Annotated in this window: 20 protein-coding genes and 1 pseudogene; 7 read left to right on the top strand and 14 right to left on the bottom strand. The window is 59.5% G+C overall.

Annotation, left to right across the window (positions count from 1 at the left end; translation table 11 throughout):
- Positions 1–8: 8 nt before the first annotated feature.
- The 8 genes from EL257_RS06555 to pcaR all read right to left on the bottom strand — a co-directional run bounded on the left by EL257_RS06555 (position 9) and on the right by pcaR (position 8,355).
- Positions 9–1,304 carry an MFS family transporter gene (locus EL257_RS06555; RefSeq protein WP_126360864.1) on the bottom strand — a complete coding sequence of 432 codons (1,296 nt, stop codon included), beginning with the start codon at positions 1,302–1,304 and terminating at the stop codon, positions 9–11.
- A 157-nt stretch (positions 1,305–1,461) separates the two neighbouring features.
- The gene (pcaG, locus tag EL257_RS06550) at positions 1,462–2,028 is read right to left on the bottom strand and encodes a protocatechuate 3,4-dioxygenase subunit alpha (RefSeq protein WP_126360862.1); all 567 of its coding nucleotides are present in this window, start codon (positions 2,026–2,028) and stop codon (positions 1,462–1,464) included.
- A gap of 1 nt (position 2,029) precedes the next feature.
- Positions 2,030–2,734, bottom strand: a complete 705-nt coding sequence (gene pcaH, locus EL257_RS06545) for a protocatechuate 3,4-dioxygenase subunit beta (RefSeq protein ID WP_126360860.1) — start codon at positions 2,732–2,734, stop codon at positions 2,030–2,032.
- A gap of 36 nt (positions 2,735–2,770) precedes the next feature.
- Positions 2,771–3,976, bottom strand: coding sequence for a 3-oxoadipyl-CoA thiolase (gene pcaF / locus EL257_RS06540; RefSeq protein ID WP_172604457.1), 1,206 nt, complete (start codon positions 3,974–3,976; stop codon positions 2,771–2,773).
- Positions 3,973–4,755, bottom strand: a complete 783-nt coding sequence (locus EL257_RS06535; protein WP_172604540.1) for a CoA-transferase subunit beta — start codon at positions 4,753–4,755, stop codon at positions 3,973–3,975. Before EL257_RS06535 ends, pcaF begins: the two co-directional genes overlap by 4 nt.
- The gene (locus EL257_RS06530) at positions 4,752–5,609 is read right to left on the bottom strand and encodes a CoA transferase subunit A (RefSeq protein WP_073475850.1); all 858 of its coding nucleotides are present in this window, start codon (positions 5,607–5,609) and stop codon (positions 4,752–4,754) included. Before EL257_RS06530 ends, EL257_RS06535 begins: the two co-directional genes overlap by 4 nt.
- A 263-nt stretch (positions 5,610–5,872) precedes the next feature.
- Complete coding sequence (locus EL257_RS06525; RefSeq protein ID WP_126360856.1) at positions 5,873–7,219, bottom strand: MFS transporter; 1,347 nt, start codon at positions 7,217–7,219, stop codon at positions 5,873–5,875.
- 293 nt (positions 7,220–7,512) lie between these two features.
- Entirely contained in the window at positions 7,513–8,355 is an 843-nt protein-coding gene (gene pcaR / locus EL257_RS06520; RefSeq protein WP_122591571.1) for a pca regulon transcriptional regulator PcaR, read from the bottom strand.
- Positions 8,356–8,993: 638 nt separating this feature from the next.
- On the opposite strand from pcaR, the gene EL257_RS06515 reads away from it, so the two are divergent.
- Together EL257_RS06515 and EL257_RS06510 are read left to right on the top strand one after the other, a co-directional pair.
- Positions 8,994–9,194 carry a hypothetical protein gene (locus EL257_RS06515; protein WP_126360854.1) on the top strand — a complete coding sequence of 67 codons (201 nt, stop codon included), beginning with the start codon at positions 8,994–8,996 and terminating at the stop codon, positions 9,192–9,194.
- A 370-nt stretch (positions 9,195–9,564) separates the two neighbouring features.
- The gene (locus EL257_RS06510; protein WP_101158410.1) at positions 9,565–11,040 is read left to right on the top strand and encodes an inorganic phosphate transporter; all 1,476 of its coding nucleotides are present in this window, start codon (positions 9,565–9,567) and stop codon (positions 11,038–11,040) included.
- Positions 11,041–12,019: 979 nt separating this feature from the next.
- Here the strand turns inward: EL257_RS06510 and ccoM are convergent.
- The 3 genes from ccoM to EL257_RS06505 all read right to left on the bottom strand — a co-directional run bounded on the left by ccoM (position 12,020) and on the right by EL257_RS06505 (position 12,917).
- Complete coding sequence (gene ccoM, locus EL257_RS28245) at positions 12,020–12,133, bottom strand: cytochrome c oxidase subunit CcoM (protein ID WP_331852531.1); 114 nt, start codon at positions 12,131–12,133, stop codon at positions 12,020–12,022.
- Between the two features lie 146 nt (positions 12,134–12,279).
- Entirely contained in the window at positions 12,280–12,441 is a 162-nt protein-coding gene (locus EL257_RS27685) for a hypothetical protein (RefSeq protein ID WP_007918490.1), read from the bottom strand.
- 134 nt (positions 12,442–12,575) lie between these two features.
- Positions 12,576–12,917, bottom strand: coding sequence for an aspartate-semialdehyde dehydrogenase (locus tag EL257_RS06505; protein ID WP_126360852.1), 342 nt, complete (start codon positions 12,915–12,917; stop codon positions 12,576–12,578).
- 267 nt (positions 12,918–13,184) lie between these two features.
- On the opposite strand from EL257_RS06505, the gene rapA reads away from it, so the two are divergent.
- A complete protein-coding gene (gene rapA / locus EL257_RS06500) occupies positions 13,185–16,031 on the top strand; it encodes an RNA polymerase-associated protein RapA (protein WP_126360850.1) in 2,847 nt (948 codons plus the stop codon).
- Between the two features lie 153 nt (positions 16,032–16,184).
- Here rapA and EL257_RS06495 read toward each other — a convergent pair whose 3' ends face one another.
- Positions 16,185–17,534: a spinster family MFS transporter gene (locus EL257_RS06495; protein WP_126360848.1), complete on the bottom strand. Its 1,350-nt coding sequence runs from the start codon at positions 17,532–17,534 to the stop codon at positions 16,185–16,187.
- Positions 17,535–17,835: 301 nt separating this feature from the next.
- On the opposite strand from EL257_RS06495, the gene EL257_RS06490 reads away from it, so the two are divergent.
- Together EL257_RS06490 and EL257_RS06485 are read left to right on the top strand one after the other, a co-directional pair.
- Positions 17,836–18,204 (top strand): YkgJ family cysteine cluster protein, encoded by a 369-nt coding sequence (locus EL257_RS06490; protein ID WP_126360846.1) that lies wholly within the window; start codon positions 17,836–17,838, stop codon positions 18,202–18,204.
- Positions 18,205–18,353: 149 nt separating this feature from the next.
- Positions 18,354–20,636: pseudogene (locus EL257_RS06485) on the top strand (putative bifunctional diguanylate cyclase/phosphodiesterase).
- Here EL257_RS06485 and EL257_RS06480 read toward each other — a convergent pair.
- Positions 20,527–21,423: an NAD(P)-dependent oxidoreductase gene (locus EL257_RS06480; RefSeq protein ID WP_172604456.1), complete on the bottom strand. Its 897-nt coding sequence runs from the start codon at positions 21,421–21,423 to the stop codon at positions 20,527–20,529. The pseudogene EL257_RS06485 and the gene EL257_RS06480 overlap by 110 nt on opposite strands.
- Before the next feature lie 196 nt (positions 21,424–21,619).
- Here EL257_RS06480 and EL257_RS06475 point away from each other — a divergent pair, with 196 nt between their 5' ends.
- Positions 21,620–23,812: a hypothetical protein gene (locus EL257_RS06475; protein WP_126360844.1), complete on the top strand. Its 2,193-nt coding sequence runs from the start codon at positions 21,620–21,622 to the stop codon at positions 23,810–23,812.
- A gap of 241 nt (positions 23,813–24,053) precedes the next feature.
- Here the strand turns inward: EL257_RS06475 and EL257_RS06470 are convergent, their stop codons facing one another.
- Entirely contained in the window at positions 24,054–24,374 is a 321-nt protein-coding gene (locus tag EL257_RS06470; RefSeq protein WP_126368014.1) for a DUF2288 domain-containing protein, read from the bottom strand.
- 351 nt (positions 24,375–24,725) lie between these two features.
- Here EL257_RS06470 and EL257_RS06465 point away from each other — a divergent pair, with 351 nt between their 5' ends.
- Complete coding sequence (locus tag EL257_RS06465) at positions 24,726–25,853, top strand: branched-chain amino acid ABC transporter substrate-binding protein (RefSeq protein ID WP_126360842.1); 1,128 nt, start codon at positions 24,726–24,728, stop codon at positions 25,851–25,853.
- The last annotated feature ends 52 nt before the right edge of the window (positions 25,854–25,905 follow it).

The raw sequence follows: 25,905 nt of genomic DNA, 5'->3' as shown, positions 1-25,905 counted from the left end.
ACTTCGGGTTAGAGATCGTGGTGCAAGTAGGCTGCCTGTTTCGGCAAACGCAAACTGAACAGGAACGCGATGGCCATCATCGCCGTCACGTACCAGTAGAACGAATTCTCCATGCCGATGTTTTTCAGGCTCAGGGCGACGAATTCCGCCGAGCCGCCGAAAATCGCATTCGCCACCGCATAGGCCAGACCGACGCCGAGGGCGCGAACTTCCGGCGGGAACATTTCGGCTTTCACCAGACCGCTGATCGACGTGTAGAAGCTGACAATCGCCAGCGCCAAGGTGATCAGCACGAAGGCCAGGAATGGGCTGCTGACGCTTTTCAGGCTGAGCAGAATCGGCACGGTGAACAGCGTGCCAAGCGCGCCGAACCAGAGCATCGAATTACGTCGGCCGATCTTGTCGGCGAGCATGCCGAACAGCGGCTGCATGCACATATAAAGGAACAGCGCGCCGGTCATGATGTAGCTGGCGGTCTTGGCGTGCATGCCGGCAGTGTTCACCAGATATTTCTGCATGTAGGTGGTGAACGTGTAGAAAATCAGCGAGCCGCCCGCGGTGTAACCGAGCACGGTGATGAACGCCGCTTTATGGTCGCGGAACAGTGCGGAAATGCTGCCGGCATCTTTGTGCGCGCGAGTTTCCTTGTTGGTGGTTTCTTTCAGCGAGCGCCGCAGGAACAGCGAAATCAGCGCCGCCACCGCACCGACCACGAACGGGATCCGCCAGCCGTAGGCACGCAAGTCTTCTTCAGTCAGGAACTGCTGCAGCACCACCACCAGCGACACCGCCAGCAACTGCCCGCCGATCAGCGTCACGTACTGGAACGAAGCGAAGAAACCGCGCTGGCCCTTGAGGGCGACTTCGCTCATGTAGGTCGCAGTGGTGCCGTACTCGCCGCCCACCGACAGACCTTGCAGCAAACGTGCGAACAGCAATAGCACCGGCGCCCAGACGCCGATGTCCTTGTAGGTCGGCAGGCAGGCGATCAACAACGAGCCGAAGCACATCATCAGAATCGAGATGAGCATCGAATTCTTGCGGCCGTGCTTGTCCGCGACCCGGCCGAAAATCCAGCCGCCAATCGGTCGCATCAGGAACCCGGCGGCGAACACGCCAGCGGTGTTGACCAGTTGCACGGTCGGGTTGTCGGAGGGAAAAAACGCCGGGGCGAAGTAGATCGCGCAGAAGGCGTAGACGTAAAAGTCGAACCATTCGACAAGGTTGCCGGACGAAGCGCCGACGATGGCGAAGATGCGCTTGCTGCGCTCTTCGCCGGTGTAATGAGAGGTGGGCGTTGTCATTGTTTTTTCACTCGATAGGGACAGTCACAGTCTAGACATACTTTGCAACAGTCCCGTTCCACAAGGCGAAACATCAAAAGATCGCAGCCTCCGGCAGCTCCTACATTGGGCAGGAGTACACCCTGTAGGAGCTGCCGCAGGCTGCGATCTTTTGATCTTAATAATCGAAGAACACCGTCTCGGCATCGGTGCCCTGCAGAATCACATTCCACTGGTACACACCGGCCGCATCCTGTTTCGCCAGCAACGTCGCGCGACGTTCGGCCGGCACACACTCCAGCAACGGATCGGCAACGTTCGCCGGTTCGCCATCGAAATAAATTCGCGTCAGCAAATGCTTCACCAACCCACGGGCAAACACCAGCACCACCAGATGCGGTGCCTGCGTCGAGCCTTTCAGGCCTTGCACGGTGCCCGGTTTGATCGTGGTGAAACGGAAACGCCCTTCGGCGTCCACCGGCACCCGGCCAAAGCCTTCGAAATTCGGATCGAGTGGCTTGTCCTGATGGTCTTCCGGGTGGTCATATTTGCCGGCAGCGTTGGCCTGCCAGACTTCAAGCATGGCGTCGTTGACGATATCGCCGTTGCCATCCACCACTCGCCCGGTGATCGCCACGCGCTCGCCAAGGGCCAGCTCACTGGCAAGGTCTTCGCGGTTCAGCCAGGTCAGACCGATGTGGTAATACGGCCCGACGGTGTGGGACGTGGTCGCATTCAGCGTCATCTTATTTCTCCATCGGCGTGGCTTCACGCCCGCGCAGCACGATGTCCCAGCGATAACCGAGGGCGTAGGACGGAATGGTTTTGTCCAGATCGAAACTGGCGATCAGGCGCTCCTTGGCCGAAGTGTCCGGCACGCAGTTGTAGATCGGGTCATAAGCCAGCAGCGGATCGCCCGGGAAGTACATTTGCGTGACCAGACGCGTGAGGATGCTCGGCCCGAATAGCGAAAAGTGGATGTGCGCCGGACGCCACGCGTTGTGGTGGTTGCCCCACGGATAGGCGCCAGGCTTGATGGTCTGGAACTGATACCAGCCGTCGGCATCGGTGACCGTGCGCCCGGTGCCGGTGAAGTTCGGGTCCAGCGGTGCGTCGTGCAGATCACGGGCGTGGTTGTAGCGGCCGGCGGCGTTGGCCTGCCAGATTTCCACCAGAATCCCTGGCACCGGCAGACCGTCTTCGTCGAGCACGCGACCGTGGATGATGATGCGCTCGCCCAACGGCTCGGCGTCGTGCTGTGCGGTCAGGTCATTGTCCTTCTCGGCAACATGCTCGGCGCCGATGGTCGGCCCGGTGATTTCCGAGAGGGAATGGGGCAGGTACACCAAAGGCTTGGACGGCGAGCGCAGGTTGGTGGATTGATACGTCGGGTGCAGGTATTCAGGCTGCGTGCCTTCCTGCGGGCGACGGTAACCAGGCTTGTCAGACATTTCGCTTTCCTCAGTTCTTATAAGTGCCGCAACGCGTCAGACGCGTTCGATGGCCAGGGCCAGACCTTGGCCGACGCCGACGCACATGGTCGCCAGACCTTTCTTGCCACCGGTCTTTTCCAGATGATGCAGCGCGGTCAGCACCAGCCGCGCACCGCTCATGCCCAACGGGTGACCGAGGGCAATCGCGCCGCCATTCGGGTTGACCTGCGGCGCATCGTCGGCCAGACCCAACTCGCGCAACACTGCCAGACCTTGGCTGGCAAACGCCTCGTTGAGTTCGATCACGTCAAAATCGCTGACCGCCACGCCGAGGCGCTCGGTGAGCTTGCGCACTGCCGGCACCGGACCGATGCCCATCACTCGCGGCGCAACGCCAGCGCTGGCCATGCCGAGCACTTTCGCGCGGGCTGTCAGGCCGTGTTTTTTCACTGCTTCGGCTGAGGCCAGGATCAGTGCCGCAGCGCCATCGTTGACTCCAGAGGCGTTGCCGGCAGTGACGGTTTTGTCTGCGCCATTGACCGGTTTCAGCTTGGTCAGCGCTTCCAGCGTGGTGTCGGCGCGCGGATGTTCATCTTGGCTGACCACGGTTTCGCCCTTCTTGTGGGCGATGCGCACTTCAACGATTTCTTCAGCGAAATAGCCGGCAGCCTGAGCGGCGGCGGTACGTTGCTGACTGCGCAGGGCAAAGGCGTCCTGATCTTCGCGCGAGACTTTAAAGTCATCAGCGACGTTGTCAGCCGTCTGCGGCATCGCGTCGACGCCGTATTGCGCTTTCATCAATGGGTTGATGAAACGCCAGCCGATGGTGGTGTCTTCCAGTTTCATATTGCGCGAGAACCCGGCGTCAGCCTTGCCCATCACGAACGGCGCGCGGGACATCGACTCGACGCCACCGGCAATCGCCAGCTCCATCTCGCCGCTGGCGATGGCGCGAAACGCCGTGCCGATCGCGTCCATGCCCGAAGCGCAGAGGCGATTGAGGGTCACGCCCGGCACGGTTTCCGGCAGCCCCGCAAGCAGCAACGCCATGCGCGCCACGTTGCGGTTGTCTTCGCCGGCCTGGTTGGCACAGCCGAGGAACACTTCATCGATGGCATTCCAGTCCACCGATGGATTGCGCTCCATCAGCGCCTTGATCGGTACAGCGGCCAAATCATCGGCGCGCACGGCAGACAGTCCGCCGCCGAAACGGCCGATAGGGGTGCGAATCGCGTCGCAGATATACACTTCACGCATCATGCTTCTCCCGGTGCCTGGCCGTGGGCGGCAGCGGTGCGCGCTTCGAGATCACGCAGCGCGGTCAGCTCGACTTCGGTCGGCTCAGCGGTGGTTTCAACAGAGTCGGCAAAACGGATCGCCCAACCGGTCGCGGCTACGACTTGCTCACGGGTCACGCCCGGATGCAGCGCGGTGACCACAAATTCGTGGCTACCCTCCTCCGGCTCCATGATGCACAGGTCGGTGATGATCCCCACCGGACCGGCGCCCGGCAGGCCCAGACGTTTGCGCGAATCACCGCCCTCGCCGTGACCGACCGAGGTGATGAAATCGAGTTTGTCTACGAACGAGCGCGCCGACTGTTTAAGAATGATCAACACGCTCTTCGCCGAACCGGCAATCTCCGGCGCGCCACCGGCACCCGGCAGACGCACTTTCGGTGCGTGGTAGTCGCCGACCACGGTGGTGTTGATGTTGCCGAAACGGTCGACCTGCGCAGCGCCGAGAAAACCGACGTCGATGCGCCCGCCCTGCAGCCAATAGCGAAAAATCTCACCGGTCGGCACCACGGTATCTGCGGTTTCCGCCAACTCGCCGTCACCAATGGACAGTGGCAGCACGCTCGGCTTGGCACCAATCGGGCCGGATTCGTAAATCAGCACCACGTCTGGCGAGGAAGTCAGACGCGCGAGGTTGGCGGCTTTCGACGGCAGGCCGATGCCGACGAAGCACACCGAGCCGTTCTTCAGGCGCCGGGCCGCAGCGACGGTCATCATTTCATTGGTGGTGTAAGTCATTATTTGGCCTCCGAAGCAGCGGCCAACTTGGCCTGGAACTCGCTGAAGTCAGCGCAGCCATGGATGTATTCGTTGATCCACGCGGTAAACGTCTCACGGTCGCGGGCAATCGGATCCCACGCCTGATAGAAACGATTGTCGCGCTCGGTGTAACCGTGAGCGTAGGACGGATGCGCGCCACCCGGCACGTGGCACACTGCGCTCAAGGCCCAGGTCGGCAATACGCAGGCGTTCATCGGCGCGTTGAGGTCGTCGACGATTTCTTCCACGGTGACGATGCAGCGTTTGGCGGCGAGCGCGGCCTCTTTCTGTACGCCGAGAATGCCCCACAGCAGCACGTTGCCTTTGCGATCGGCTTTCTGCGCATGGATCACGGTCACATCCGGACGCACCGACGGCACGGCGGCCAGCACTTCACCGGTGAACGGACACGTTACGGTTTTGATCAGCGGATTGACCTTCGGCAGGTCCGAGCCAGCGTAAGCGCGCAGCACCGCGAACGGCAGGCCGGATGCGCCGGCGACGTAGGCATTGGCGAGGTCGGCATGGCTGTGTTCTTCGATTTCCAGAGGATGTGGCCACTGCTTCTCGACTGCATCGCGCAGACGGTGCAGCGAACCCACGCCAGGGTTTCCGCCCCAGGAGAAGATCAGTTTGCGTGCGCAACCGGCACCGATCAGTTGGTCGTAGATCAGGTCAGGGGTCATCCGCACCAGCGTCAGATCTTTCTTGCCCTGACGAATGATTTCATGACCCGCTGCCGTAGGGATCAAGTGAGTGAAGCCTTCGAGTGCGACAGTGTCACCGTCATTGACGAATTGCTTCACCGCGTCGTGCAGCGAAAGGATCTCAGCCATGGAGCGGGCTCCCGTTCTTGTAATGAATCGCCAGTGATAAAAAGGCGCGAGGTTCAGCGCCGGAGTGACTGAAGATTAAGCCTGGAAAAACTGCCAAACAATCCGATAATCGACTGAGTGTTCGTTTATCGAACATATTGTTGTTAATCCGAAGTTGCGCGCTGAATGCAAAAGATCGCAGCCTGCGGCAGCTCCTGCACCTGGAATGCATTCCCATGTAGGAGCTGCCGAAGGCTGCGATCTTTTCGCTCTAAACCGAAATATCAGGTGGCATCGGCGTGACTGACCATGCCCTTGATCAGCACCGCCGCAGTCGCCAGACCGGCCGGGATGACCAACGCGGTCAGCACCTGCTCGAAATTCCAGCCGAGGCCCAGTAACGTCGCGCCCATCCATGCGCCGAGAATCGCGCCAAAGCGGCCAATGCCGAGCATCCACGAAACGCCGGTGGCGCGGCCCTGAGTTGGATAAAACCGCGCTGCCAGCGACGGCATCGCCGACTGCGCGCCGTTCACGCACATGCCCGCCACCAATACCAGCGTCGCCAGTAAGGTGATATTGCCCAGGCTCTGCCCGACGGCGTAGGCAAACACCCCGGCCAGCAGGTAGAAAACGCCGATCACTTTGTGCGGATTGAAGCGGTCCATCGCCCATCCCACAGCGACCGCGCTCAGCACCCCGCCAAACTGGAACAACGCACCGATGAACGCGGCCTGTTCCATGCTCGCGCCACTGTCGCGCATCAACGTCGGCAGCCAACTGGTCAGCAGGTACACAATTACCAGGCCCATGAAATAGGTCAGCCACAACAATAAGGTGCCGGTGCTATAGGTGCCCGAAAAAATCACCGCGAACACGTTGCGCGCCTTCACGGTTTTCTGTTCCGGCACGCTGAAACTCGCAGCCTGGGCGACGGTGACCGGGTCGATCGGCGCCAGGGTTTTGCGCACCTTGTCCGTGCCACGGTTACGCACGACCAGATAACGCGCCGACTCCGGCAACCAGAACAGCAGCACCACGGCAAGGATCAGCGGCAGAATCCCGCCGATCAGCAACAGGGCGTGCCAGCCGAAAGCCGGGATCAGCTTCGCGGAAATGAATCCACCGCCAGCCATGCCAAGGTTGAAACCGCAGAACATGCTGGTCACCAGCAGCGACTTTTTGCGCTCCGGGGTGTACTCCGACAGCAGCGTGGTGGCGTTCGGCATACCCGCGCCGAGGCCCAGGCCAGTGAGAAAGCGCAGTACCAAAAGCTGTTCGACGTTGGTGCTGTACGCCGATGCGAGGCTGAACGCACCGAACAGAACCACGGCACCGACGAGTACGACTTTTCGCCCGAAGCGGTCAGCCAAAGGGCCGGAGCCGAGTGCGCCGAAGACCATGCCGATCAACGCGGCGCTCATCACCGGGCCGAGGCTGGCGCGGTCGATGCCCCAGTCCTGCGACAACGCCGGAGCAATGAAGCCCATGGCGGCGGTGTCGAGGCCATCAAGAAAGACAATCAGGAAACACAGGATCACCACCCGCCACTGATAGCGCGAGATCGGTTGGGCGTTGATGAAGGTCTGCACGTCGAGGCAGTGACCCACAGCGGACTGAGGCTGGTTCATTATTTTTATTCCACGCAAAAAACGCAGTCGAACGGCGACCGGCCACAGAGCGGCACGGGCACAAGAATAGAAGATTGGATTCAGGCGTTGCGTTGCATCCGGCAACAGGGGCGAAGGCTGAGACAGTCGAGGGGAATGCGCATGGTGAGTTGCCTCTTGTCATTATTATGGGGATCGACAATCCGGCAGGCTCATCACATCAGCGCCGGATGACGCTGCCGCGACATTAATGATCCGAGGGTTTTAGCGTCAATTCGATAAACGCAACACTGTGCGTTTATCGAACAGCTTCCTCAGGCAAACAATTGCGCACTGAGATCGCGACTGGCGCTGAGCAGCCCGGGCAGGAAGCGCTGTTCCAACTCGGTGCGGCTGACGCGGCCGGCATGGGTGCTGACGTTGAGCGCCGCCACCACCTGGCCCGAGGCGTCGTAGACCGGCACGGCAATCGAGCGCAGACCTTGCTCGAGTTCCTGATCGACGATGCACCAGCCCTGCTGCCGTACTTCCTGCAGACATTCAAGCAAAGCGTCGGGCGTATGAATCGTGCGGCTGGTTTTGGCGACGAGTTCGGCGTGGTCGAGGTATTCGCCCAATGACGTGTCGTCCAGTGCCGCCAGGAGGATTCGGCCCATCGATGTGCAATAGGCGGGCAAGCGTCCGCCGACCGACAGATCCACGGAAATCAGGCGCTGCGTCGTCGCCGAGCGCGCGATATAGAGAATGTCGTCGCCCTCCAGCGTGGCCATGTTGCAGGCTTCGTGCAGTTGCTCGCTCATGCGGTCGAGGTAAGGCTGAGCAGACACCGCCAGCGGCGTCGACGACAGGTAAGCATGGCCGAGGGTCAGCACTTTCGGCAGTAATGAATAAGTGCGCCCGTCCGTGGTGGCGTAGCCGAGTTTGATCAGCGTGTGCAGGCACCGGCGCACGGCGGCGCGGGGGATTTCCGTGCGGTGGCTGATCTGCGCGATGGTCAGATGGCGTTTGCGCTCCTGGAATGCCTGCACCACTGCCAGCCCGCGGGCCAGCGAGGTCATGAAATCCGGGTCACCGGTCAGCGCCTGAATCCGCTTGGCCGGCGAGGCGACAATCGGTGGCGCTACCGAGGTGAAGGAGTTGCGCATTTGATCGTTCATTTCTTGTCCTTGTGTCCGGCACGGATCAATGGCTATACAAACGGCTCGTCGGCGAACGTTCAAGCAGCGAACCGACGACATTGGGCGATTATCGAACCGGCGGTCGATAATCGCAATCGGAGCTGAAAGGCTCGTCGCGCGATCTGAGACGTTTGTGCAACTTTGAATCGAGATTTAGTTGATCGACTAAATGGCGTCAAAAACAGAACGCTGACAAGTAAACGTTTGCCTGCACTTCAACTTCTCGGGAAACTTGCGAGTAACAAAACAATCACACATCCAGAACCGTTTTTAACTTGGCAAAGATAGTCATTCCCGAATGGACCGCTATAATGCAACGCACCGGCAGCCGTTTTCATCGAACTCGGTCGCCATCCGCTGACGCGATGCCATCGCGGCCAGCTCCGGCAAGCGTCTGACGCTCATGATCCATGTAACGACAGCGCTCGCTGAAACAGGAAACTGATGCTGCGTCAGTTTTTAATCTGGTGCCGTAGCCGCCTGTAACACGGAAGTCCTGAACTGCCCTGCCGATTTACCCGATGCCTTTTCAGGTGTTGCGGTTCGAGGGGGCCGCTCGAGGAACTCGTTGCAGAGCGTTTCACCAGACATTCAACTCAACTCAAACAGGTAGCACTGTGACGAAAGACGAACTGCGCGCGGAACTTGAGCGCCAGGAACAACGTTACAAGGAAGTTTACGGCGGGGAAGTCACCACCTACGCCGCTCAGCCAGAACCGGAACGCAAGGCGTGGCGCAAGCGCCCCACCGTTCAGGATCAGGTCTTCAAGCAGGAAATCGAGAAAATCGAAAAGGAACTCAAATCCGATGAGCCATGAGCCGCGGATCTGAGATGCGCAGGTCACTTACACATTGCTCACCCCTGCAGTGTGACGACCATGCCATGTGCGCCCGCTACCCGCGGGCGGCGGCTAACTCGCCGCTACACGGGCCTAACGAGAGCTTCCTACAGGTTTCACAGATATTTCAGACAAGCGTTTGAGCCTTGCGAGCGCCGGTAAAAAAGCCCATCTCGGATATCTTTTTCCAATAGAATCAATGAGTTAAAAGCGTAGCCAGATCAATCGGCATTAATGCGCTGCAACAAAATAACTGAAAGAAGAGTGATACCGATGAGCAGGGAGGGCATCGATTTCCTGTCTTTTCTGGCATAATCGCGCCCCCTTACGACCGGGTCAGAAAACCTTCATGATCGATTTATTCAGCGGACTGGATGCTTGGGTGCTTGTGAGCCTCTTGCTCGCCCTGACGTTTGTCCTCGCCTTCGAGTTCATCAATGGATTTCATGACACCGCTAACGCGGTAGCCACTGTTATCTACACCAAAGCCATGCCGCCGCACCTGGCGGTGTTCTTCTCCGGTGTGTTCAATTTTCTCGGCGTGCTGTTGGGCGGCGTTGGCGTGGCGTATGCCATTGTCCATTTGCTGCCGGTTGAGCTGCTGATCAATGTGAACACCGGCCATGGTCTGGCGATGGTGTTCTCGTTGCTCGCCGCGGCAATCGCCTGGAACCTTGGCACGTGGTACTTCGGTATCCCGGCGTCCAGCTCGCACACCCTGATCGGCTCGATCCTCGGTGTCGGCCTGGCCAACGCTCTGATCAACGACATCCCGTTGAGAGATGGCGTCAACTGGCAGAAAGCGATCGACATCGGCGCCTCGCTGGTGTTCTCGCCGATGGCCGGCTTCCTCATCGCCGCGCTGGTGCTGATCGGCCTGAAGTGGTGGCGCCCGCTGTCGAAGATGCACAAGACGCCGGAACAGCGCCGCAAGATCGACGACAAGAAGCACCCACCGTTCTGGAACCGCCTGGTTCTGGTGATCTCGGCCATGGCCGTGAGCTTCGTGCACGGTTCCAACGACGGCCAGAAAGGCATCGGCCTGATCATGCTGGTGTTGATCGGTATCGTCCCAGCGCAGTTCGTGCTCGACCTGAACAGCACCACCTACCAGATCGAACGCACCCGCGACGCGACGTTGCACCTGAGCCAGTTCTACCAGCGCAACGCCGATTCGCTGGGTGAATTCCTGGCGTTGGGCAAAAGCGTGGAAGGCGACTTGCCGGAGAAGTTCCGCTGCAACCCGCAGCAGACCGAACCGACCATCTCCGCCCTGCTGCACACGCTTAAAGGCGTAGCGGACTACCATTCGCTGTCATCGGATAGCCGCATCGAAGTGCGCCGCTACCTGCTCTGCCTGGATGATACGGCGAAGAAAGTCGGCAAATTGCCTGGTCTGGAAGCCCGTGAAAAGGCTGACCTGGACAAACTGCGCAAAGACCTGACCACCACAACTGAATACGCGCCGTTCTGGGTGATTCTGGCGGTCGCGCTGGCCTTGGGTCTGGGCACGATGGTTGGCTGGAAGCGCGTGGTGCTGACTATTGGCGAGAAGATCGGCAAGCAGGGCATGACCTATTCTCAGGGCATGTCGGCGCAGATCACCACGGCGAGCTTGATCGGTATGGCCAACATTTTCAGCCTGCCGGTGTCGACCACTCACGTGCTGTCTTCGGGTGTCGCCGGGACCATGGTTGCCAATAAAAGCGGCCTGCAGGGCGGTACGGTCAAGACTATTTTGCTGGCTTGGGTGTTGACCTTGCCAGCGACTGTGGCGCTGTCGGCTGGGTTGTTCTGGCTGGCTTCGAAGGCTTTGGGTAGTTGATCTATAGCTGCTTGTGAAGGAGGCGCGATTCTTTGGAATCGCGCCTTTTTTGTTACGTGGGGTTGGGATTGGGGGCATATCCATTGCTGCGGGTGCTGCCGCTGGCGGTTTCGCTCTTACAGCGAGTCCCTTTTTCAAACGCCAAAAAGGAACCAAAAGGCTTTGCCCCGGCGTACGGCCCGCTCGCTGGGGCTCGGGGTACCTTCGTTACGGGACCGATCCGGGCGCAGCGTCTCCGGTTTGCTTCGCTGCACCTCCTCCCGCTGTGTACGACTGCGTCGTACGGTCGCTACGCTCCCACGCCCGGATCGATCCCGTAACGAAGCCTGCCGAAGGGGCAAAAGATCAAGAGCCAAAGCAAGATCAAGATCAAGATCAAGAGCCCCTCACCCTAGCCCTCTCCCGGAGGGAGAGGGGACTAACCGAGGTGTTTGGGGGAAGGTACGCCGACGTGCTATATCGCGTCGAACTCAGATTCTGAAGAGCTCACAAATCGGCTCCCTCTCCCTCGGGAGAGGGTTGGGGTGAGGGGCGGAACACCCGCGCTCTTCACCACTCCACAATGAGCGCAAGCTCGCGTACCGCTCTTGATCTTGACCCCAGGCGACGTCGGAAGGCTGAGTGGAGGGATTGATCCGGGCGTGGGAGCGCAGCGACCGTACGACGCAGTCGTACACAGCGGAAGGAGGTGCAGCGAAGCAAACCGGAGCCGCTGCGCCCGGATCGATCCCGGAGCGAAGGGATCCCGAGCCCCAGCGAGCGGGCCGAACGCAGGAGCAAGCGTTTTTTGCTTACTTTTTTTGGCGCTTGTAAAAAAGTAAGTCGCCGTCAGGCGAAACCGCCAGCAGCCGCTACCGAAGCAACGGATATTCACTCAAACCCCAACAGCCTGGTCGGCCCAAAGGCCGCCAAGGCACAAAAAAAAGGGGCAACCGAAGTCGCCCCAAAATGCCTTGCGTGCCCATCAACCCGGAAGAACTCACTTACGCCGCTTATGCGCTTCCTTCCAGATAAAAAATCCAAACCCTGCAAAAAACAGAAGCATGAGCCCCACCGTCAGAACCCCGGCAAACACCACGTTATCGAAAAACATGACTGGCCTCCTGAGCGCTGCCTTGCTGCGATGGGATCAAGTTATCAAACACACAGGCGCACACATTGACCGAGATCAATATCCGCAGCGACTGGAACCAAAGGAGGGGAAATAACTGACCTGCATCAATGGATGCAGCGGTGAAATCAACGCTTTTTCGGTTTGTTCTTCGACTTTTTCTTGGCCTTTCCCAACGGCATGGCTTGCTCGAAAGCCTGACGCACTTCATTCAGGCGTTTTTCTTTGATGTCATGCACCCGCTTGGCGCGCTCGGTGCTGAGGTCGATCAGTTTGTCATCTTGGCTCATGGCGCTCGGTACATCGCTTGAATGAATCACAACTGCCAGTCATCAGCAGGGCTGCACTCATAATGCCGACTCGCCAACACGCTGACCAGCCACCGGATTAAACGCTCTCAAACAATTCATGTAACCGATGAATGTCAGATCTCGATATCAACCCACAGCCCCTGTCGTGGCTGATCGTCCATCAGCGGCACCACCGGCACAGTGTTGTCGGCGTTCAGCTCAGTGCCGGGCACTGCCAGATGCTCTTCGGGATCTTCGTCCGCCTCGCGACGCCGCCGATCACGTTCCTGCTGACGACGCTGTTCTTCACGCGCCATCAGCCGATCCTCTTCCGGATCACGCTTTTGCAGATCGATTGTGCTTTCGTTGGAGCTTTCCTGCACAGGCACCACCGGCGGAATATCCGGCCGCTGGCGGATCGGATCCTGCTGGGAAGTGATCGGCACAGCGCTCAAGGGGAGCATCGGTGGGAACATATGTAGGGTCTCCTGTCTGCAGGCTATCGGCTTGGGCAATGATGGCTTGAGCCGTCGGTCGCAAACTTGTGACCGGGTTGGCACTGTAGGAGCTGCCGCAGGCTGCGATCTTTTAATGGGACAACACGGATTCCAAGTGTTCCCCCAAGATCAAAAGATCGTCCGAACGCGGCCCGAGCCTTTGGCAGCTGCTACCTAGTAATCTTTGGCCCTTAAGCCCGCATTCCGTTAAGATAGCCCGCTTTTTCAAGGTGGGAGTCAGGCAGCATGGCGCAGCAGTATCAACCGGGGCAACGCTGGATCAGTGACAGCGAAGCAGAGCTTGGTTTAGGCACCGTTCTGGCACAGGACGGCCGCTTGTTGACCGTGCTTTACCCGGCCACTGGCGAAACCCGCCAGTACGCGCTACGGAATGCGCCCCTGACCCGCGTGCGATTTTCGCCGGGTGACAGCATCACTCACTTCGAAGGCTGGAAGATGACTGTGCAGCAAGTCGACGATGTCGACGGGCTGATGGTCTATCACGGTCTCAACGAGCAGAACGAAGCCGTCACCCTGCCGGAAACCCAACTGTCGAACTTCATTCAGTTCCGTCTGGCCAGCGACCGCCTGTTCGCCGGGCAGATCGACCCGCTGCCGTGGTTCTCCCTGCGCTACAACACCCTCGAACACACCAGTCGCCAGCTGCAATCTTCGCTGTGGGGCCTGGGTGGCGTGCGTGCGCAGCCAATCGCCCACCAATTGCACATTGCTCGCGAGGTCGCTGACCGTATCGCGCCGCGGGTATTGCTGGCAGATGAAGTGGGGCTGGGTAAAACCATCGAAGCCGGTCTGGTGATCCATCGCCAACTGCTTTCGGGCCGCGCCAACCGCGTGCTGATCCTCGTGCCGGAAAACCTTCAGCACCAATGGCTGGTGGAAATGCGCCGGCGTTTCAACCTGCAGGTTGCGCTGTTCGATGAAGAGCGCTTTATCGAGAGCGATGCCAGCAACCCGTTCGAAGACACGCAACTGGCGCTGGTCGCGCTGGAATGGCTGGTCGACGACGAGAAAGCCCAGGACGCCCTGTTCGCCGCCGGTTGGGACCTGCTGGTGGTCGACGAAGCGCATCACCTGGTCTGGCACGAAGAAAAAGCCAGCGCGGAATATTCGCTGGTCGAGCAACTGGCCGAAGTGATTCCCGGCGTGCTGCTGCTCACCGCCACCCCGGAACAACTCGGCCAGGACAGCCACTTTGCCCGTCTGCGACTGCTCGATCCAAACCGTTTCCACGACCTGGCCGCGTTTCGCGCAGAAAGCGAGAACTATCGCCCGGTGGCCGAAGCCGTTCAGGAATTGCTCGACAAGGGCCGACTTTCGGCCGAAGCGCACAAGACCATTCACGGTTTCCTCGGCAACGAAGGCGAAGCCCTGCTGACCGCGGTCAACGATGGCGACACCGAAGCCAGCGCCCGCCTCGTCCGTGAACTGCTCGATCGTCACGGCACCGGTCGCGTGCTGTTCCGTAACACGCGTGCCGCCGTGCAGGGTTTCCCGGAGCGCAAGCTGCATCCTTACCCGCTGCCGTGCCCGGATGAATACCTCGAGCTGCCGCTGGGCGAACATGCCGAGCTGTACCCGGAGGTCAGCTTCCAGGCCCAGCCGGACGCCAGCGAAGAAGAGCGCTGGTGGAAATTCGATCCGCGCGTCGAATGGCTGATCGATCAGCTGAAAATGCTCAAGCGCACCAAAGTGCTGGTGATCTGCGCCCACGCCGAAACCGCGATGGACCTTGAAGACGCCCTGCGCGTGCGCTCCGGCATCCCGGCCACGGTGTTCCATGAAGGCATGAACATCCTTGAGCGTGACCGCGCCGCCGCTTACTTCGCCGACGAAGAGTTTGGTGCGCAAGTGCTGATCTGCTCGGAAATCGGCAGCGAAGGGCGCAACTTCCAGTTCGCTCATCACCTGGTGCTGTTCGATCTGCCATCGCACCCGGATCTGCTCGAACAGCGCATCGGGCGTCTCGACCGGATCGGCCAGAAACACATCATTGAGTTGCATGTGCCTTATTTGGAAACCAGCCCGCAAGAGCGCCTGTTCCAGTGGTATCACGAAGCGCTGAACGCTTTCCTCAATACCTGCCCGACCGGCAACGCCTTGCAGCATCAGTTCGGCCCCCGCCTGCTGCCGCTGCTCGAAGAAGCCGACGACGGCGAGTGGCAAGCGCTGATCGACGAAGCACGCGCCGAGCGTGAACGTCTGGAAGCCGAGCTGCACACCGGTCGCGACCGTTTGCTGGAACTCAACTCCGGTGGCGCGGGCGAAGGTGAAGCGCTGGTCGAGAACATCCTTGAGCAAGACGATCAGTTCGCTCTGCCGATCTACATGGAAACCCTGTTCGACGCGTTCGGCATCGACAGCGAAGACCATTCGGAAAACGCCCTGATCCTCAAGCCGAGCGAGAAGATGCTGGACGCCAGTTTCCCGCTGGGCGACGACGAAGGCGTGACCATCACCTACGACCGCAACCAGGCGCTGTCGCGTGAAGACATGCAGTTCATTACCTGGGAACACCCGATGGTGCAGGGCGGGATGGATCTGGTGCTGTCCGGTTCGATGGGCAACACGGCCGTCGCGCTGATCAAGAACAAGGCGCTGAAACCGGGCACCGTATTGCTGGAATTGCTCTACGTCAGCGAAGTGGTTGCGCCGCGTGCATTGCAACTGGGCCGCTACTTGCCGCCGGCTGCCCTGCGCTGCCTGCTCGACGCCAATGGCAACGACCTGTCGCCTCGGGTCTCGTTCGAAACCTTGAACGATCAGCTCGAAAGCGTGCCGCGCGCCAGCGCCAACAAGTTCATCCAGGCCCAGCGCGATCAGTTGACGCCACGGATCAACGCCGGTGAAGACAAAATCGCCCCGCGGCACGCCGAACGCGTCGCCGAGGCGCGTCGTCGTCTGGCGGCCGATACCGACGAAGAACTGGCGCGCCTGACCGCGTTGCAAGCGGTCAACCCGACCGTGCGCGACAGCGAACTGGAGGCTTTACGCACCCAGCGTGAACAAGGCCTGGCGATGCTGGATAAAGCAGCGTTGCGTCTGGAAGCGATTCGGGTGCTGGTGGCGGGCTAACCGCCCCGCTCCACCGCTGAAAACCAAGAGGCCCGCAGTGATGCGGGCCTTTTTTATTTCAGAAGCAAAAGCAAAAGATCGCAGCCTTCGGCAGCTCCTACATGTGAATGCGTTTCCCGTGTAGGAGCTGCCGAAGGCTGCGATCTTTTGATCTTAAGCAGTCGCCACTGCAACCTCTGGCTCAACCACCGCCACCAATCCCTCTTTCATTCGCTGCGCATCCCGCACAAAACACCGCGCCGCGAGAAACAGAAACACCATGGTCAGGAACAGCGCCACTGGGATCAGATACATCGCATCGTGCAAACCGACCGCTTTGAACGCCTCGGTCATCTGCTCAGCGCCCGCCGCCGCCATCGCCGTGTGCGCGAAATGATCCGACAAACCGCCAACCACCACCGGTCCGAGACCACCGCCGAGCAAATACAACCCGGCAAAGAACAACGCCATCGCTGTGGCCCGCAGGCGCGGTTCGACCACGTCCTGAATCGCCGTATAAACGCAGGTGTAAAAGTTGTAGGCAAACAGCCAGCCGACGCTGAATACCGCAACGAACACACCAATCTCGATACGCCCGGCATGCAGCGCCCACGCCGTGCACAAGGTTGAAATGATCAGGCTGCAGGCGGCAAACAACAGCCGTCCATTGGCTACGCGCTGATGAATCTTGTCGGCGACCCAGCCGCCGAGTGTCAGCCCGACCAGCCCGGTCACCCCGACGATTACCCCGGTCGCCACCGCCGCTTCCTGCAAGGGCATGAGGAAATAGCGCTGCAGCATTGGCACCAGGAACGAGTTGCAGGCATACGTCGCGAAGTTGAAGCACAAACCGGCCATCACCAGCCACAGAAAGGTCGGCACCGCGAGAATCCGGCGGATCGGCTTGTCGACTTTCTCCTGCGAGACCTGCACGGTTTCCGCCGCGCCACGCTTCGGTTCCTTGATGAAGAACATGAAGATCGCCAGAACCAGCCCCGGCACCGCCGCAATAAAGAACGGTGCGCGCCAGCTGTCGAACGCCTTGACCATCCAGCCAATGGTGAAGAACGCCAGCAACAACCCTAACGGCAACCCCAACATGAAAATGCCCATGGCCCGCGCTCGGCGATGCGCCGGAAACAGATCGCCAATCAGCGAGTTGGCGGCCGGCGCATAACTGGCTTCGCCGATGCCGATTCCCATGCGCACGATCAGAAAACTCCAGAAGCTGCCGACCAGACCGTTGACTGCGGTCAGCGCACTCCAAGTCGCCAGGCCCCAGCCCATCAATTTGCTGCGCGAACCGGTGTCAGCCATCCGACCCAGCGGCAGACCGGCAATTGCATAGACGATGGTGAACGCGGTGCCGACAATCCCCAGCTGAAAGTCGCTGAGGTGCCATTCCATTCGAATCGGTTCGATGATGATCGCCGGAATGGTGCGGTCGAAGAAGTTGAACAGGTTGGCCAGGAACAGCAGGAACAGAATGCGCCAGGCATTCGCCGCTTGGGTCGAGTTCTGCATGGGTCCGTCTCTTTATTGTTATGGGGCTTCACTGCCAGCGCGTTTGAGCCCGGAATGTGCAATCTAGTCAGCCGCGCGAGGGCTGTCTGTCATCATTCGTCAGCCTGATATCGGCCCATCCCTCCGTAACGAAACGTAAGCCTTTGATATGTCAGCAATACCCCGAAATACGGGGCTTTTCCGGCAAAATCCGGCGACAAAAAAATAGTTTCGCGCCCCCCTTCCCAACGCCATGGCAAAGCCTAGAATGGCCGCCGGATCCGCCCGGATCTTCCGATCAATCCCTTTGATACCCCCGTCCATGTCCGAAGTCAGTCCGTGTCTGAATTGCGGTGCCTGCTGTTCCCATTTTCGCGTGTCTTTTTTCTGGGGTGAGTGCGCTTCCTCAGGCGGCACGGTGCCCGATGAACTGGTCACCCAGATCAGCCCCAGCCGGGTAGCGATGAACGGCACCGACTGCAAGTCGCCGCGTTGCACGGCACTGGTGGGGGATGTCGGTAGTGAAGTGAAGTGTTCGATATACGAGCTGCGTTCCAGCCCTTGCCGCGAGTTCGAATCGTCATGGGAAAACGGCGAAAAGAACGTCGACTGCGACAAGGCGCGCGCGCGTTTCGGCTTGCCACCGCTGCAACCGGACTGGGCGCAGATCCCGCTCGAACAGATCGCCTGATTTCTTAGCGCAAAACGCTATTGCGCTAATGCCGAAATCATTAGCGCCAATGTGCCACTACGCCTTGCAGCCTGCAAACCGCCTCTATACTCCTGTCATTCGCCTGCGTCGACGACGCAGTCAGGACGACTTCGAAGACGGGGCATGCAATGGATTGGCTTGGTTTGCAGATCGGTACCGAGCTACCAGAGAGCGGGCAAGTGCTGCTCGACTGCAGCCACAACCCCTTGCTGGTGCTGGTGGCCTATCTGATCGCCTGCGCGGCGAGTTTTGCCACTCTCGACATGGCCGAACGCGTGGTGCACGCCGAGGATCCGGGCTCGCGACGGCTGTGGCGCTGGATCGGCGCGACCTGCCTGGCCGGCGGCATCTGGGCCATGCATTTCATTGGCATGCTGGCTTTCCAAACGCCGATCGACATTCAGTACGACCTCGGTATCACCCTCCTCTCTTTGCTGATCGCGCTGCTCGCCTCGTGGCTGGCCATGCACACCTTGAGCGATGCGCAGACCAGTGCGGTGCACTGCCTGAAAACCGCGTTTCTCATTGGGCTGGGCATCGCGGGCATGCATTACGTTGGCATGGCCGCAATGAAATCGAGTGCCACCGCCTACTATCAACCGTGGCTGTTTGCGCTGTCGGTGGCGATTGCCATCGGCGCCAGCTTCACCGCCCTGTGTGTCGCGCGCTATCTGAGCGAAGGCAGCGGCGTGGCGCATCAATTGCTCAAATACAGCGCGGCGCTGATTCTCGGCGCTGGCATCATCAGCATGCACTTCACCGGCATGGCCGCGCTGGATCTGGTCATTCCCGAGGATGGCCCGGCAACCAGCGGCGGCGAAAACGGCCACCTGCAACTGGGGCTGACCGTGGCGCTGATTACCCTGGTGATTCTGGGCAGCGCCGTCAGCGCCGCCCTCGCTGACAAGAAGCTGCAAAACAAGGAACAGGATCTGCGCCGGGTCAACGCCTTGCTCAGCCAGCTCGATCAGGCGCGCATGTCGTTACAGCAAGCGGCCAATTACGATGCGCTGACCAACCTGATCAACCGCCGTGGTTTCAACCAGATGTTCGCCGAGAAGCTCAGTCAGAAGATCAGCGAGGGCGGCATGCTCGCGGTGATGTTTCTCGACATCGACCACTTCAAACGCATCAACGATAGCCTCGGCCATGACGCCGGCGATGCTCTGCTGAAAGTCATCGCCCAGCACATCAAAAGCTCGGTGCGCAGTCACGAAGACGTGGTTGCGCGGTTCGGCGGCGATGAATTCTGCATCCTGATCAGCCTGCGCGACCGCGAAGAGGCGCGCGGCATGGCCCAGCGCATCATGCTGAAGATGAAAGAACCGATCGAACTCGCCGGCCGCCGCATGGTGATGACCACCAGCATCGGCATCAGTCTGTTTCCCGAGGACGGCACCACCTGCGAAGAACTGCTCAAACACGCTGATCTCGCGCTTTATCAATCCAAGGCTGCCGGACGCAACGGGCTGCATTTCTTCAATTCAAGCCTCAAGACCCGCGCCAGTTTCGAGCTGCAACTGGAAGAAGAACTGCGCAGCGCACTGCGCGAAGACGATGCGCTGATGCTCTACTACCAGCCGATTTTCGAGCTGAAAACCGGGCGCGTGACCAAGCTTGAGGCGCTGATTCGCTGGCAGCACCCGGTGCAGGGTTTGCTGACCCCGGATCGCTTTATCGGCATCGCCGAAAACAACGGTCTGATCGCCGAGCTGGATAACTGGGTGCTGCGCCGCGCCTGCCAGGATCTCGGCGAGCTGTCGCGGCATGGCTGGGCGGATCTGAAGATCGCCTGGAACTGCTCGCCGCTGAACCTTGGCCGCGAGGAGCTGGCGGATGAGATCGAAAACGCGCTGCGGATCGCCGGTGTTGCGCCGGAGCGGCTCGAACTGGAAGTAACCGAAAACGCCCTGATGGGCAATATCGCCAATACCCTGGTGCTTTTGCGGCAGATTCGCGCACTCGGCGTGTCGCTGTCGATCGATGATTTCGGCACCGGCTATTCGTCCCTCGCTTACCTCAAGCGTTTGCCGCTCAACACCTTGAAGATCGATCGCTCGTTCATCCTCGACATCCCCACCGCCACGGCGGACATGGAAATTGTCCAGGCGATCATCGTCATGGCGCACACCCTGCATCTGCAGGTGGTCACCGAAGGGGTGGAAAGCCTGGAGCAGTACGAATTTCTTGAGCGTTCGGGCTGAGACTTCATTCAAGGCTACCTGCTCAGCCGCCCGGTGCCGCTGGACGAGCTGCGCCCGGTGCTGGAAGAAATCAATCAGCGCAAGCCTTCACGTGTTCTCAATCCGCTGACTCTGGCGCGCGATACATTTGCACCAGGGTCGCTGGATCCTGCGCTAAAAAGCCTTGCGCCCCATGCAGGCGCATCAGTTGTGCGGCCAATCCGCTGATCGGCGTCGCCGAACCCTGCTCGCGTGAAAATTTCACCGCCGTGTCGAGATCCTTGAGCAGCGTGCGCACATGCCATTTGATCGGCTGGAAACGACTCTCGGCCATTTGCGGAGCGAGGATCTGCAACGGCTTGGAATCGGCAAAACCACCGGCCAGCGCCTCGGCGATGAGTGTCGCATCGACACCGGCCTGTTCAGCAAGGGCCACCACTTCGGCGATTACCAGCGCGTTGCAGGCGACGATCATTTGATTGCACGCTTTGGTCACCTGCCCGGCGCCGACGCCGCCCATGTGCGTGACGCGCTGGCCAAGGGTGAGCAGCATCGGCCGCACCCGCTCAAGGTCCGCCGGTTCACCACCGACCATGATCGCCAGGCTGCCCGCCTCGGCACCAACCACACCGCCGGATACCGGCGAGTCCAGCCACGCCATGCCGGTGCGCTGCGCCAATTGCGCGGCCATTTCGCGCGTGGCGGTCGGTTCGAGGCTGGAAAAATCCACCAGCAACTGGCCCTTTTTCCCACCTGCGGCGACACCGGCCGGGCCGAATACCACCTCGCGCACCACCGCCGTATCGGCCAGGCACAACATCAGCACATCGGCGTGCTCGCACAGTTCGGCCGGGGTTGCCACTTGCCGGGCACCGGCAGCAACCAGCGGTGCGCACTTGTCCGGATTGCGATTCCACACGGTCAGCGGATAACCCGCGGCCAACAGACGTCGGCACATCGGCAGGCCCATCAGGCCGATTCCGGCAAACCCCAACGAAGGTAGCGTTGACATCATTTTGCCTCTTTTCGATTAAAGATCGCCGAATAATGGCCGATTCATCAGCGATCAGGAAAGGATTCCGCCCGGCCATCACACAAGCCAGCACTCTGACGTCCGGGCCTTATTCGCGCACAAAAGACGCGAGATCTTATTCCGTGAGGTTCGCCGGCAATGGTCAGCGAGCCAACCCAGTCCAGGTACATGGCGCACAATGACTTCCAAAAACAATCCCGCCCCTGCGATGTCCGATCTGAGCTTGAGCCCCGCTGCCAACAGCCCGTCATCGCCGAAGCCATTGGTGCCGTCGCGTCCGCTGTCGACTCAGCAATATTTGTACTTCACCGAAACCAACACCGACCGCATCCTCGATAACCTCGATGGCCTGCGCGATTCGGTATTCCCGCGCCCGGCGCATCAGGAAGGTGACAACGAGCCGCACAGCGATCAGGAATTCCCTTCGGTGTGCCTGATCGGTCTCGGTCGCTGCGGCTCCAACATCGCTCTGGATGTTGCGGAACTGGTGTACAACGCGCGCAAGTTCTACCTCAACGAATTCAACAACGAAGATCGTGCTGCGGATCGGCGCTTGCCCGAAAAAGGCTACAGCCCGGCGCAGTGGATCAAGAACAACCTGCGCATCGGCACCAACAAGTCGGCCAAACCAGTGTTTCTGGTCGAACCGCTGGTGATGCTCGGCGACCTCGACAAGGACATCGCCGGGCGCATCCGTTTTTCACGCAAGGGCGAAAAAAGCGGGTTCCTGCGCGACTACAGCAAAATGAAGATCATGGACTTGTCCGAAGTCCATGCCGGTGGCGCCGGTAACGCGCCGATCCTCGGCCAATACCTGGCGAAGATCATCCTCAACAAGGACACCCAGCGCTTCTCCAGCCCCGACTGGAAAATGATCCACTCGTACCTGATCGACAGCTGCGGCATCAAGGCCAACCAGTCGCGCCTGTATTTCTCGATCTTCAGTGCCGGCGGCGGTACCGGTTCGGGCATGGCTTCGGAATTCGGCCTGGCCCAGCAGCACTCGTACATGAACAAGACGTTCGACACCAAGCCGATGGACGAACATGACGGCAAGAGCGGTCATTCGTTTGTATTCGAGCCGATCTTCACCAGTGGCATTTGCGTGCTGCCGAACATTTCCGATCACCGTAGCGAAATGTCCGAGGCGCTGCACATCAACGCCGGGCGCCTGCTGTGCAAATACCTTTCGGAGGAATGGGATTTCTCCTACAACTTCGCCAACGAAGACAGCAGCGAAGCCAGCGTGATGGGGCGTATCCGCCCATGGAACGCGATGATGCTGATCTCCAACGACATCATGCGTTACGCCGAAGAAAGCGATGACGGCAACATCCAGAACATTGATGTCAATGCGATGGAAAAGCACGCCAACCAGTACATTTCGCAGCAGATCTTCAACATTCTCACCGCCCAAGCGGTCACCACGGATTACGACCAGAACTACTTCCGTCGCGCCGGCATCGACATCGGCGAAACCATTCGCCTCGACGCCAACGACCTGTTCATGAGTCTCGCCGGCCCGGTGGCGATTGCCTACGCCGAATCCGTGGTGCCGGAAACCCCGCCGCCGAGCAACGACAAGTTCAAGGTCTTCGATAAAGAGCCGCAGCGCCTGAACATCGACGATCTGTTTTTCCGTTCGATCGACCTGCCGCACTTCAACAAGGTCACTCAGGCCATCGAAGGCATCAGCCTGTTGCCGATCGAATCCAAGCGCTATCGTGCTTCTCTCGAGCAGTACAAGAATTCCGGCTACGACGCCGCTGCACTGCATGACCTGCACTTCTTCAAGAACTGCTCGTCGGTGGTCTCGATCGTTTCGCTGCCCAAGGACTACAAGCTGTCGTACATGGACCTGAACCGGTTGAAGACTCACCTCAACAGCCTGTTCCCCAACACCACACTCAAGCGTTACGCGCTGGTGATCGGCGCGTCGGCCAACCTGTCGCTGACCACCCTTATCGCCAAGAGCCCGTGCCTGTCCGATGACTTCCTGACGCTGATTGTGGCGTTCATCAAGCGCTGCTTCGCGAAGAACCCGTACCGGTTCGACGAGACGCTGGACAACTCGATCCTCGATTTCATCATCAACGAAGAATTCGACGAAGAGCGCATTGACGAACTGCTCAACGAGTTCGAAAACCCGGCGAAGATTCTCGACACCAACTGGTATGCGATCAAACCGATGTACGAAAAGAAGTACCGCGAACTGATCAACGACAAAGAGAAGTTTGTCTCGATCAATGACATTCGGTTGTCGCGTGATTGTGTGAAGAAGTCGATCAAATACTTGCGCGAGATCTATCGTCACCGGATTGGCAAGACCAAGGTCATTTCGCTGAATAACCATACCGGCAAGTCGTTCTGACCCAAGCCGGAAAAGATCGCAGCCTTCGGCAGCTCCTACAGTGAAACCCGCACTCCTGTAGGAGCTGCCGAAGGCTGCGATCTTTTGCTTTGCCAATATCCGGAAACAATTGAGCAGCCATCAGGCTGCTCATTAAACTGTTCCCGTTACGTTTACGTCACCGTGATGCGTGGTGTTTCTCCACGGCAAGGTGCCATCACGCTACTCCGCTACACACTTTCACGAACCGCTCACCGCACCATCAAGGTGCATCGCTCGAAGTCGCCGCCCTTTCCTGGATCAGAATCCACGGCGAAACCACCACGGCCCACAATGCCGGATCGCGTTCGAAAATATCCAGCGCCCGCGTTTCAGACAGCTTGGCGACCTTATCTTCAGCCAGCCAGGCGGCCACTTTATCGCCATCATCCGATGCCACGGCCTCGGCGGCGGCGATCAGATCCAGCGTAGGGTCGACCCACAATAGGGCACCCTTGGCAAAGAACGGCTCGAGCTCTTTCCAGGTGATAGATGCGGTTTCACCAAGCAGCTTGGCATAGAGGGTGCTAGGTTCTTGATTCATGGGAACTGTCCGGAAAAGAAATCGACGCGAATAATAACGTTGGTGGTCCGTCAGAAAAACCCGGTTGCAAATCGCTTCACCGAACGAAAAGAGCAGGAATGCCAAGGAAAGCTGCCCTTTGGGATATATGCCCCCGATTGCCCCGCCGCAATTCTGTCTCTTTCATTCAAAAATGCGACACCCCCAAGTTTTGCCCCGTGGCGCCCGCTTCCCAGTTGATCAAGCGGCGCTCTACACTGTACCGGTACAGTTGCCGGGGGCATTTCCGGAGGGTATCGCGAAGATATCTGACCCGGTTCTGCTGCTGCGGCGCCAGAACTCTAAAAAATACAACAGTAAGAGTGGAGCACTATGACTAAGGCTACTAAGCAGATTTCCAAACTGTTTGCCGCTATGGTTCTGGCCGGGGTTGCCAGCCATTCGTTCGCAGCTGACACCATCAAAATCGGTATCGCCGGCCCTAAAACCGGTCCAGTAGCCCAGTACGGCGACATGCAGTTCAGTGGCGCGAAAATGGCCATCGAGCAAATCAACGCCAAGGGCGGCGTCGACGGCAAGCAACTGCAAGCCGTTGAATACGACGATGCCTGCGATCCGAAACAAGCGGTAGCGGTAGCGAACAAGGTCGTCAACGACGGCGTCAAGTTCGTCGTCGGTCACCTGTGCTCCAGCTCCACTCAGCCAGCTTCGGACATCTACGAAGACGAAGGCGTGATCATGATCACCCCGGCTGCCACCAGCCCGGACATCACCGCCCGTGGCTACAAAATGATCTTCCGTACCATCGGTCTGGACAGCGCCCAGGGCCCTGCCGCCGGTAACTACATCGCTGATCACGTCAAACCGAAAGTGGTTGGTGTGCTGCACGACAAACAGCAGTACGGTGAAGGCATCGCCACCGCCGTCAAATCGACCCTCGAGAAGAAAGGCACCAAGGTTGCCGTCTTCGAAGGCGTCAATGCTGGCGACAAGGATTTCTCCGCGATCATTGCCAAGCTCAAGCAAGCCAACGTCGACTTCGTCTACTACGGCGGCTACCACCCGGAGCTGGGCCTGATCCTGCGTCAAGCACAGGAAAAAGGCCTGAAAGCCAAGTTCATGGGTCCGGAAGGCGTGGGTAACGACTCGATCACCCAGATTGCCAAGGATGCGTCCGAAGGCCTGCTGGTGACCCTGCCGAAGTCCTTCGACCAGGATCCGGCCAACGTTGCTCTGGCTGACGCGTTCAAAGCGAAGAAGGAAGATCCGAGCGGCCCGTTCGTGTTCCCGTCCTACTCCGCGGTGACCGTGATTGCCGAAGGCATCAAGGCTGCCAAGTCCGAAGACGCGACCAAAGTGGCTGAAGCCATCCACGCCGGTACTTTCAAGACCCCGACCGGCGACTTGAGCTTCGACGACAAGGGCGACCTGAAAGACTTCAAATTCGTGGTTTACGAGTGGCACAACGGCAAACCTAAAACCGAAGTTTCGCCTCAGTAAGGCCTTGCCTGACTGACTGCCAATAAAGCCCACGGCGTGCCGTGGGCTTTGT

The organism is Pseudomonas fluorescens, from assembly GCF_900636825.1.
GTDB classification, from domain to species: domain Bacteria; phylum Pseudomonadota; class Gammaproteobacteria; order Pseudomonadales; family Pseudomonadaceae; genus Aquipseudomonas; species Aquipseudomonas fluorescens_BG.
This window is presented reverse-complemented; position numbering and strand designations above follow the sequence as displayed.